7 protein-coding genes and 1 pseudogene are annotated in these 11,579 nt (G+C 49.0%); all 8 read left to right on the plus strand.

The window, feature by feature from the left end:
- Positions 1-266 (plus strand): helix-turn-helix domain-containing protein (locus AC1DUA_RS17330; protein ID WP_477500958.1); only part of this gene is annotated, 266 nt, incomplete at its 5' end.
- A 36-nt stretch (positions 267-302) separates the two neighbouring features.
- On the plus strand, positions 303-1,004 hold the full coding sequence (locus tag AC1DUA_RS17335; protein WP_477500959.1) for a GntR family transcriptional regulator: 702 nt from the start codon (positions 303-305) through the stop codon (positions 1,002-1,004).
- Between the two features lie 949 nt (positions 1,005-1,953).
- Positions 1,954-2,928 carry an ABC transporter permease gene (locus AC1DUA_RS17340; RefSeq protein WP_477500960.1) on the plus strand — a complete coding sequence of 325 codons (975 nt, stop codon included), beginning with the start codon at positions 1,954-1,956 and terminating at the stop codon, positions 2,926-2,928.
- Between the two features lie 19 nt (positions 2,929-2,947).
- Positions 2,948-3,832, plus strand: a complete 885-nt coding sequence (locus tag AC1DUA_RS17345) for a carbohydrate ABC transporter permease (RefSeq protein WP_477500961.1) — start codon at positions 2,948-2,950, stop codon at positions 3,830-3,832.
- A 90-nt stretch (positions 3,833-3,922) separates the two neighbouring features.
- Positions 3,923-5,146, plus strand: a pseudogene (locus AC1DUA_RS17350) (extracellular solute-binding protein); the annotation flags it as partial.
- A gap of 508 nt (positions 5,147-5,654) precedes the next feature.
- Positions 5,655-7,997, plus strand: coding sequence for a helix-turn-helix domain-containing protein (locus tag AC1DUA_RS17355; RefSeq protein WP_477500962.1), 2,343 nt, complete (start codon positions 5,655-5,657; stop codon positions 7,995-7,997).
- 133 nt (positions 7,998-8,130) lie between these two features.
- Positions 8,131-10,734 (plus strand): exo-rhamnogalacturonan lyase family protein, encoded by a 2,604-nt coding sequence (locus AC1DUA_RS17360; protein ID WP_477500963.1) that lies wholly within the window; start codon positions 8,131-8,133, stop codon positions 10,732-10,734.
- A gap of 57 nt (positions 10,735-10,791) precedes the next feature.
- A partial coding sequence (locus tag AC1DUA_RS17365) for an FG-GAP-like repeat-containing protein (RefSeq protein WP_477500964.1) occupies positions 10,792-11,579 on the plus strand: 788 nt, incomplete at its 3' end.

Raw genomic sequence — 11,579 nt, forward strand, 5'->3', positions numbered from 1 at the left:
ATATGGAGGATATTAATCTCAGTGATTTTACGAGTCAAGTTTACGTCTCAAGAAATTATCTTGCCATTATTTTCAAAAACGCTACGGGAGAAAGCTTTAACAACTATCTGACGCGCGTACGAATCGAAAAAGCAAAGGAGCTGCTCTTGGATCGCAATATGTTGGTCTATGAAGTGGCCAAAAGAGTTGGGTATAAAAACGTTCCTTATTTTAGCAACCTGTTCAAGAAATATACCGGCATGAATCCTACCGACCTAGTGAAATGAAGGGAAGAAATCTATCTTTCTATAGGGGTGAATCCATTGTCTTTGCAACTTCATGATTTGAGTGGTTCTGTTCGAGACCAAGTGTATGAAACGTTGAGGGATAACATGATTGAGATGAGCTGGAAGCCAGGGATGCTGATCTCCGAATCGATGGCAGCGGAAATGATGCTCGTAAGCCGAAGGGTCATTCGTGAAGCATTTGCGAGGCTGGCGAAAGTCAGATTAGTTGAAATTATTCCTCAGAAGGGCTGCTATATCACGAAAATTGATTTGGCACATGTTGATGAAACCGGTTTCATCCGTGAGCAGCTGGAAGTAGAAGTAATCCGCTTAGCTTGTATGAGGATGACGGCGGAACAAATAAACGTGCTTCAGGATTTGCTTGAACAACAGGAGCTTGCTCTGGAAGAGAAGCAATTCAAAACATGCATCGAACTCGATGATCAGTTTCATGAACGGATTTTTGTTGCGTGCAATATGGAGCGAACATGGGCTGTCCTGCAGCAAAAGTCAATGAATAGCAAACGGGTCCGTTTCTTAATGGAGCCGAGTTCAGATCATTGTCGGACTATGATCAGTGAGCATAAAGTGATTTTGCGAGCTATTGAAAGCAAAGACCCTGAGCAGGGTGTAGCTGTATTACGAAAACATTTCACACTGCAGGATTATGATAAACTTGCTTTATTGCATAAATATTCGATTTATTTCATATCCAATGCCCCACACCTTCCGAGATGAAAGCATGTTCACTTTGCATACCGGCAGAGGGCGTGTTTATTTAACTCTAACGGACACCGTTGCCGTTATATGCGGAAATTGCCCCATATTTCAGGGGTAACGGACTCCATAGCCGTTAATCGGCGGATAGACACGCTAATTACGCAAGAATAATGCGAATAGCTGCGCTGGAGTCCGTTAGCTTGTGTATAGGCCACATTTTCGCCGAATAAGGGCGACTGTGTCCGTTAGCGAAGCAACAGCTCGGCGTGAAACCAACGAAGCGTGAACCCAACAAAGCGGCGACCCCTTGGTCATGTTTATGACTCTGGGGCAGCCTCTTCCAATTAACGGGAAATACCTCCGCTATTCCGTGGAGTTACGCAGCTATAACAAGAATAAATGGCATTTCTGCCGTTAATTGAGGCGTTTGAGCTGGGAAGTAGGGTTTCGGAGCGAATTAACTGGAGATTTTCCAGTTAACTGGATTTTCAAAGGTGTTCATGCTGAAATAACGGGAGGATTTCCCGTTAATATGGAATCAGCTTCGCCGCGTGAACGGTTCGGTGAAGGGGGACGATCCCCTTGATCCTACAGACAGTTATTTAAGGACGAAGAGGCGACCCTTCAGTCATCTATGATGACTCTGGGGCAGCCTCTTTTTCCTTAAATAAAGCGACTCCCCCTATACGCGTATCGTCCGAGCTCCAGCCTGCTGCGATGACGTCGGTGTATACATGACGGTATCGATGATGGACCACCATTTCATACAATCGAACATTTTTGAGCCGTTTGCACCAGGAAATAAGCGGGGTTTCGACTGTTTTACCGCGTTTGCATTTTCTTGATTTCGGCCAAAACAGCAGGTTGGAAGGGCTTACAAAAATGTCCGATAGGCGGAAAATGGATATGGCGGCATACTGAATCTACACCGCTCGCGAGGCGACCAACTTTCTTGGAGGTGAAGTGGATGAAACGGGTGACTGCACCTAATTCAATAGAAATAACGCAACCGGGTACCCGTGAGCATGCGAAACGCCGTGCAAGCGTAACGGGACGATTGCTGAAAGACAAATGGCTGTACTTGCTATTAGCTCCGGGATTGCTATATTTCATCATTTTCAAATATGTCCCGATGTGGGGCGTGCTGCTTGCTTTTAAAAACTACCAGCCATTTCTAGGTTTTTGGAAAAGCGATTGGGTGGGCATGGAGCATTTCCGTGTGTTTTTCACGAACCCTGAATTTTTCTTGCTGCTGCGTAACACACTTTTACTTTCATTTTATAATTTGCTGTTTTTCTTTCCGGCACCAATCATTCTAGCACTGCTCTTAAATGAAGTTCGCTTGGCTTTCTTCAAAAGAACGATTCAAACGCTGATTTATGTGCCTCATTTTATTTCATTAGTAATCGTGGCGAGCTTGACGTATGTGTTCCTGACAACGCAAGGCGGGATTGTGAATGAGATGCTGGAGCAGTATACGGGCAACAAAATCGATTTCCTGGCTAGTCCGGAGTGGTTCCGTCCGATGATCATCCTCCAGACCATTTGGAAGGAATGCGGATTTGGCACAATCATCTTCCTTGCCGCTCTGGCAGGTGTGGATGTTGAACAATATGAAGCAGCCATTATGGACGGCGCAAACCGCTTCAGACAGGTATGGCATATTACATTGCCTTCGATTCGAAGTACGATCATCATTCTCCTCATTCTTCGGATGGGGGATGTTCTGGACAACGGTTTTGAGCAAATTTTCTTGATGCTGAACCCTTTGAACAGGGAAACAGCGGAAGTATTCGATACTTATGTGTATATGATGGGGATTACGCAAGGCGCGTTCAGTTATAGTACAGCGGTTGGTTTGTTCAAAGCCATCATCGGCGTCATTCTTGTTCTCGGCGCAAACTGGCTGGCGAAGCGTTTCGGCCAATCCGGCATTTATTAGGTGAAGGAGGAGAGGCACATTGAATAAAAAATACAGAAGCTTATCAGGGACCGTATTCGACGTAAGCAACTATATCCTGCTTAGCATCATCGGGATCGTGGCCGTTCTGCCCTTCATCTATGTGGTGGCTGGTTCTTTCGCCTCGGATTCGGAGTTGACGCAAAGAGCGGTGTTCCTGATTCCCAAAACGTTCACTTTATCGGCTTACGAATTTATTTTTTCAACGGATACGATTTTGAAAAGTATTTGGGTGTCGCTTTACGTAACCGTTCTGGGCACGATGGTCAATTTATTTTTCACCGTAACAATGGCGTATGCCCTATCCAAAAGAGGGCTGATGGGCCGAAATACGGTATTAAACATGATTGTTTTCTCTATGCTCTTCGGTGGCGGGTTGATTCCGACTTATATCGTTATTCGCGAGCTGCATATGATTGATACGTATTGGGCTCTAATGATTCCGGGGGCTATCAGCGCTTTTAATCTGATCATCGTCAAAAACTTCTTCCAAGAGCTCCCGCAAGAGCTGGAGGAAGCGGCCAAAATTGATGGCTGCACAGAACTAGGCCTTCTCTGGCGCATTGTTCTTCCTTTGTCCATGCCCGTTCTGGCGACATTCACTTTGTTTTATGCGGTTGGTCACTGGAACAACTTTTTCTCCGCCTTGTTGTATCTCAACGATCCTGCCAAATGGCCGCTTCAGGTCATGCTGAGACAGATTGTTCTGCTCTCGCAAATGGCTGCAGGCGATATGAGTACAGTCGATCCGCAGTTCGTGAAGCAGCAGGAGCAGTCCATCAAAATGGCGGTCATCGTCGTCGGCACCATCCCTATTTTGCTCGTCTATCCGTTCCTGCAAAAGCATTTTGCCAAGGGGGTCCTTATTGGATCGGTCAAAGGGTAAACGGATTACGATAGTTAATCTTTACAGTTTCTTGGCAATTCAGCCTAGGCCATGCCCGGAGACTGCCCATTGTAAAGGAGGAGCGATCATATGAAAAAGAACTCAAAAAAATGGATTTCCGTCGCAGCAGTCAGTACGGTGGCTATGACAACCTTAGTTGGCTGCAGCAGCGGAGGTAAGGATGCCGCAACCACTCCTTCAACCTCAGCATCAGCTGCACCAGGCGCAGCTACGCCTGCCCAGCAGCAAGCTCCACTGGATCTTAATGTCATGCTGCCGATTTTCAAAACGAACTTTCCGAAGGACGACGGCCCGGTTGTGACGGAAATCGAGAAAAAGACCAACACGAACATCCATTTGGAATGGGTACCTAATGCGTCCTATACCGATAAATTCAACATCACGCTCGCTTCTGGCAAGCTTCCAAGCATCATCTATGTACCTGACGTAAAAAATCCGAGCTTTGTGAATGCAGCGAAGTCCGGCGCGTTCTGGGAAGTAGGCAAGTATTTGAAGGATTTCCCGACGCTAAGTCAGGCGAATTCCATCATCATGAACAACTCTTCTATTGATGGCAAAAACTACGGCGTTTACCGTGGACGCGCGCTTGGCAGAAACGGGATTAACTACCGGAAAGACTGGTTGGAAGCAGTGGGTATGCAGCCGCCAAAAACAATTGACGATTTCTACAATATGTTGAAAGCGTTTAAAGAGAAGGATCCGGATAAAAACGGTAAAAATGACACGTACGGTATGGTCATGGTGAAATGGACCGGTCAATGGGCAAGCAGCTTTGATATTATGAAGCTTTGGTTCGGCGCCCCGAACAAATGGGGTGTCGTTGACGGTAAGTTGGTGCCTGAGCATCAAACACCGGAATATCTGGAAGCATTGAAATTCATGAAAAAGCTGTATGATGAAAAGCTGATCAACCAGGACTTTGCTGTATTTGATTCGGCCAAATGGAACGACCCAGTCGTCAATAACCAAGCCGGCGTCATCATTGACGTTACGGATAATGCGGCTCGCTTGGACGATAAAATCCACCAGACGCTTGCGAAGGAAGGCAAGGATCAGCCGGACATTCACTACATCGATAACATGATTGGCGTTACAGGGAAATCGGGCCTCAAAGCGCTGCCAACCTCCGGTTTCGCAGGATTGCTTGCTATTCCGAAATCGTCTGTGAAGACGGAAGACGATGTGAAACGCGTGCTGAAATTCCTGGATCAAATGAACTCGCCTGAGCTTACCACAATGGCTGGTTATGGCCTGGAAGGCAAACATTATACCAAAGAAGGCGACGCCGTAGTGCAGTAATGGTTGAGTAGTTTAGGGTAGATGCAAGCGAGCACACAGGCACGTAGGATCCGCTAATGAAGTAGCGGATCCTACGTGTCTTTTGCTTGTTGCCATCATGTCACGAGCGGGCGCGCGAAACTACAGGACGCTATTTTCGCCAATAACAGCGATTTGGGCGGGTAGGGGGAACTAGGGTCCGCTATTTCACCACGTGGGGCCAATATTTGGCTGATGGGGGTGAAATAAGAACCTGTAGTTCCCCACCAACCCCCGAAACTGTGCTTTTCGCCAAAATAGGGGCATAGAGTTCCCTTAATTGGGGGGATGCGCACCAACCCGCACCCGCACCCGCACCCGCACCCGTACCCCACCCCGCATATGCGGGGGAGTTCCCTTAAAAAGTCGGAAAAGTAGGGGAAATACACTGATAATTAACTTCCGCCCGCCAACTTTCCGTAATATGCTCAAGGTTATAGTGTAAATAGTTGGAAGCTAAACTTAAGAATGGGTTGGTGAAAACATGCGCTTAAGCACCGTTAGAGCAAGATTCGGTAACATGCAGGGCCGGACAGACGGCGGCAAAGGCCGCTTTTTTAGAAAAAGCCTAATCATGATTTTTATCGTTTCCGGCATCCCGGGACTCATTATGGGTGCGCTGGTGTACTGGATGGCCGGCGGGCGCGTCGAGAGCGAGCTGCTGCAGCTGCACTATGGGCAAATTGAGCAGCGTTCCCAGAACATTGACGATCAATTGAGTAATCTTGAGCTGCTCCTCTCACACTGGGCATTTGACAATAAATTCGACTATAGCCTGAACGGCTTCGATTTCGTGAGAAACTTCGAAAGAACGCAAGATATTACGAGAACGCTTATCGCTATGCAGGGCTCCAATGCGCTGGTCAAGAAGGCGGAGCTATATGTCGGCGGTTCGAGCACAGTCCTTTTTAATCCTGAATATACCATGCTAGATAACAAGACGACTTCGGGCATGTACGATAAGCTGATTCACGGCAAAAATGTTACCTACTGGACGCAGTGGGCTTTTGATACGACTCATCCTGATACGAAGGATCTGACGCTAATTCACCATATTCCAGGAGGCAGCTTGCATCCTTTTGGCGTGTTAGTGTTTAGATTCGACAACGATAAAATTGCGAACATGTTGAGAACGATGACGCCGTATGATGAAGGGGAAACCTTCGTTTTGCAAAATTCAGGCGAGCTTTATGTCTCATCAAGCGGAAGCGCTTCCAATTCGCCGTTCGTCACGGCTTTGCGGGAGAAAATTGCAACGTTGGGCTCTCCCAAAGGCTCCTTCTTTTTAGATTACAAAGGGAAGACCTATACGGTTTCCTATGGCAGCTTATCCAGAATTGCCGACGATTGGACTTACGTATCCGCTTCTCCAATCACCAGCATTATTTCGCCTGTGATGTTTATTTCTAAGCTGATCATCACGGTAAGTTTAATTGCTTTGCTGCTCGCGGCTTTGCTTTCTTGGCTGGCTTCGCGAAGCATATATTTGCCGGTCAAACGACTCGTCACGCTGCTAGGCAGTCATGCGAATTGGGCAGGTCGAGCAGACGAATTCTCCGTGCTCGAAAAGCAGTGGCGAGACCTGCACACGGAGAGTCTTGAGCTGAATACCAAACTCAGGGAACAACTGCCGCATGTGAAAGACAGCTTTCTACACCAGCTGCTACAGGGCTACCTGAACGAATACTCGGAGGAAGACTTGCTTCGCCGTATGGAGCGATTTAAGTGGGATGTTAGGCATCGGCATTTTACTGTACTGTACGTCCAGTTAGTCGGTATGACGAATCTGGATGGGACGTTCCGCCATGGCGATGAGGGGCTTGTGACGTTTGCGGCGGTTAACATGATCAAGGAGCTGGCCTCCCAACATTTCGAGCAATGCGATACGCTCAATTTCCATGACCTTACGGCAGGTCTCTTGCTTATTACACCGGAAAATCAATCTGTCGTGGACGCTTTTGAGATTTTCAGTGAAGAGTTGACACAGTACATTAATCGCATTCTGAAAATGCACGTCACCATCGCGATCAGCCGTCCAGTGGCGCATATTTCCGATGTTCCGCTTGCTTTTGATAGAACGAAACAGGCAGTCAGCTACCGTAATTTTGAAAATGTAAACCAAATTATCGATATGGAGAAGGATCATCTTAATGGAGATGATGCTGCGGAGCCGCAATACCCGTTTGCGCTGGAGCGGGAGCTCATTCAGGCGCTTCGTACCGGCCGGGAAGAGGAGGTGCATGACATGCTGGCCTCTTTCCTCGAAACGCTGTCTGGCAAAGGAGCCAAAGAAATCGACGTGCAGCAAGGCATGCTGCATCTGCTCGGCAACGTTCAGCACRCAATTATGGTTTCCGGCATTAACCCGAATCGGCTGTTCAAAGGGGCGAATTTGTATGAGCAGCTTTCCCAAATCAGGGAGCCGAGGAGAATCCTGGAGTGGTTCCAGGACAGGGTCCTTGCCCCTTTTCAGAAGGAGCTGTCGGGCCGCTCCGATGCACAGGTCAAGCGTATGATTGAGCAAGCAATGATTTATTTGCAGCAAAATTATAGGAATGATATCTCGCTCGACAATTGTGCGGATCATACCGGCACCAATCCTTTTTTCCTCAGCAAGACGTTCAAACAGGTAACCGGGAAAAATTTTATCGATTATTTAACAGAACTGCGTATGGAGAAAGCCAAAGAATTATTGCGCGAGTCAGAGATTAAAATCTGCGATGTTGCCGATCAGGTCGGCTATCAGCACAGTTATTTTAACCGTATATTTAAAAAGTTGGAAGGCATGACGCCGACCCGTTATCGGGAGCTCAGCCGAAGCATTTGAACCTGTAAACAATATTGTTTTAATGGCATAAAAAAGTGCAAATCGCCCAAGCAGCCCCGTCAATAATGTCTCATTGTAGGCAAGAGGTCACATTTCTACAATGTAGCTATGAGGGGAAGGGAGATGCATACGTTTGACATCGGAAACGAAAGTGAAACTGAGCTGGTTAACCAAAGATAAAGCCATGTCTATGCCAGTTGGGATGACTTGGGGAATACCGTGGAGGGAAGGCGAGCTGCGCAGGGAGGAGTCCTTGCTTCTAGCGCATGCAAACGGCGAGGGGGCAATCCCGCTGCAAAGCTGGCCGACGGCTTATTGGCCGGATGGTAGTGTGAAGTGGTCGGCACATGCGGCAGCAGTTCCACACCAGACAACGGATAGTTTAGTCATTAAAAAAGGAAGCGGGCCTGTCTCTGACAAACGTGTCATCGTTCAAGAGACAGATGATACGATTACGCTGGATACAGGTGTGATGGTGTGTACGCTGGGCAAGCATGGCGCTCATTGGCTCCGCAGCATCGTTCGCCAAGGGGCAGAGGTCTGCAGCGGAGGTCACTTGATCTGCTTGAAGGAATCGCGGACAGAGGTATCCGGGGTTCGCACGATAACGGAAGAACCGTTCGAGAGCCGCATCCATCAGGTGGTTGTGGAACAGAGCGGGCCCGTCCGCGCGGTGGTGAAGCTTAGCGGCAGGCATCGAGCGGTGAATGGCTCGCGGGAATGGCTGCCTTTTTCAATGCGACTGTATGTTTATGCGGGTTTGGAGTCGATTCGGCTTGTGCATACGTTCCATTATGATGGCAATCCGAACGAGGATTTTATTAAAGGGCTTGGCATCCGTTTTGCGGTGCCAATGCGAGGTGCCCACTATAACCGGCATGTCCGGTTTGCCGGGGATAAAGGGTATTTTAGCGAATCGCCCAAAACGCTGCACACACGGCGCACGAAAGGGAAATACCGGAAGCTATTTGAACGTCAGACACTAGGCGAGGAGGTTGTCTTCGATCCACAGGAAGACGGCTATTTCTTAAGCTTGCTGGAAGATTCGGCAACGTGGGACAGCTTTAAGCTGGTTCAGGATTCTTCCGATCACTACCGGATCTGGAAGCAAACGAAGGCCATATGCAGCTGGGTAAAAGTGACCGATGGAGAGCGGGCAGGCGGGCTTGGCTACGTTGGCGGGGAAGGCGGCGGCCTGGCTGCTGGGCTGCGCCATTTTTGGGAGAAGCATCCGTCAGGTTTTGACGTGCAAGGCATGGCAGAGGCGGAAGCCGCTTTGACGGTGTGGCTCTGGTCGCCGGACAGCGCGCCAATGGATCTCCGCCATTACGATACGGAAACACATGTAGAGTCGTCGTATGAAGGTGCGGAGGAACTCCGCGCCACGCCGTATGGAATCGCTAACACGAGTGAGATGACATTATGGTGCTTGGCAGCGACACCAGGACCTGAGCTGCTGGATAGCTTGCTTGCGGAGACTCAAGATCCGTCTTTGCTTGTTTGCGAACCGGCGTATTATCATGCTGCGCGCGCTTTTGGTTATTGGAGCCTTCCTGATCGAAGCGGCATGACGAAAGGATCGCTGGAGCAGCGGCTGGACGGCATTATCGCGTTCTACCAGGACGAAGTGGAGCAGCGCAAATGGTACGGGTTCTGGGATTATGGCGATTACATGCATAGTTATGACCCGGTTAGACATGTGTGGAACTACGATCTCGGCGGATGTGCTTGGCAAAATACGGAGCTGGCGCCAAATATGTGGCTGTGGATCATGTTTTTGCGCTCAGGCCGGGGGGATATTTTCCGCATGGCAGAGGCGATGACCCGGCACACGAGCGAAGTCGACGTGTACCATTTCGGCGAATATGCCGGGCTTGGTTCACGGCATAATGTGGTTCATTGGGGCTGCGGCTGCAAGGAAGCGCGTATTGCCATGGCCGGCCTGCATCGGTACTACTATTATTTGACGGCTGACGAGCGTATTGGAGATATCATGGATGAAGTAAAGGATTCCGATTTTACGACTGTAAATTTGGRCCCGATGCGAGCTTACTTCCCTAAGGACGAGCACCCGACACATGTCCGTGTGGGCCCGGATTGGGCGGCCTTCAGCTCCAACTGGATGACCCGTTGGGAACGTTATGAGGACACGGCATATCGGGACAAAATTATCGTAGGGATCGCATGCATCAAAGGCGCGAATTACGGCCTGATCTCCGGACCAACCTATGGCTATGACCCGAAAACTGGCGTGTTGACGCCACTTGGCGATGATAACTGGGATCGCCATTTGGCGATTTGTATGGGTGGCCCGCAAGTATGGTTCGAGCTCGCCGATATGCTGAAGGATCCGAAATGGGAGGAAATGCTGGCCGACTTTGGCGTTTACTATAACAAATCGCAAGAAGAGAAGGACCTGCTGACGAAAGGAGAGATCAGCACCAAACATTTCGAACATCCTGTGCTTAGTGCGGCGATCGTGGCTTTTGGCGCCTACTATAAGAAGGACGAGGTAACCGCGCGCGCGTGCTGGTCCATTCTTCTGGGCAGCCAATTCGCCAGGGTTGATCTGCAAAAAGACGCTTCGCATGTCAAGCATGTGAACGAGCTTAAGGAGATCGATTGGATGAACACGAATGAGGCAGCTCAATGGTCTTTGAACACCATTATCGCATTGGAGTTCATCCCGGACACGTTACCGGAGGAAGGCCAAATGGCTCCTTTTATCGCGGAATAATCGAATATGCAGGTGTTTGCGCCTTAATAAAAAGTTTTACATATGGAGGGATATGACATGCAAAAGACGTTGAATGAACCATTTCTTATTGGCAAAATAGATATTCAGGCGGCAGGGCCCCGCTGCAAAATGCTGCTCGGTGATCTAAACGGAGACGGCCGGATGGAGGTGCTCATGGTGCACCCTGACAACCGCCAGGATGTAAGGTACATTCCTCATCAAGTGCAATGTTTGACTGCGTTCGACTTGGAGGGGAACTTACTTTGGCAAACTGGCAAGCCGGACTCTGGGGCGGGGAGTCAAGGGTCGGATTATCCAGCGCAAATTGCAGATATCGACGGAGACGGACGCTTAGAGGTATTGTGTGTAATGGATAATCGATTTTTGATTTTGGATGGTCAAAATGGGCAGGTAAAGGCTTCGCATGAATTGCCAAGCGAGCACGCTCACGATTGTATTATCGTAGCGAATTTGACAGGCGGCGATGCGGCGGGAGCGAGGGATATCATCCTGAAGGATCGCTACCATACTCTGTGGGCGCTCGATTCCGGGTTTAATCTTTTGTGGAAACACGAAGGAAACCCTGGGCATTTTCCTTGGGTATACGATTTCGACGGTGACGGGCTCGATGAAGTCATGGCTGGTTATGACCTGCTTGACCATGATGGTCAGCTGCTCTGGAGCTGTCGGGATTTGGATGATCACGCAGACTGTATTTGGGTAGGCGATGTGAACGGAGATGGGGAGCCGGAGCTTGTGATCGGCGGCAGTGTCACGGTCATGTATGATCGCCATGGCCAAGAGCTTTGGCGTTACGAAGGCTCAATCGAGTCGCAACATATCGC

The organism is Paenibacillus sp. 01T422 (genome assembly GCF_056398785.1).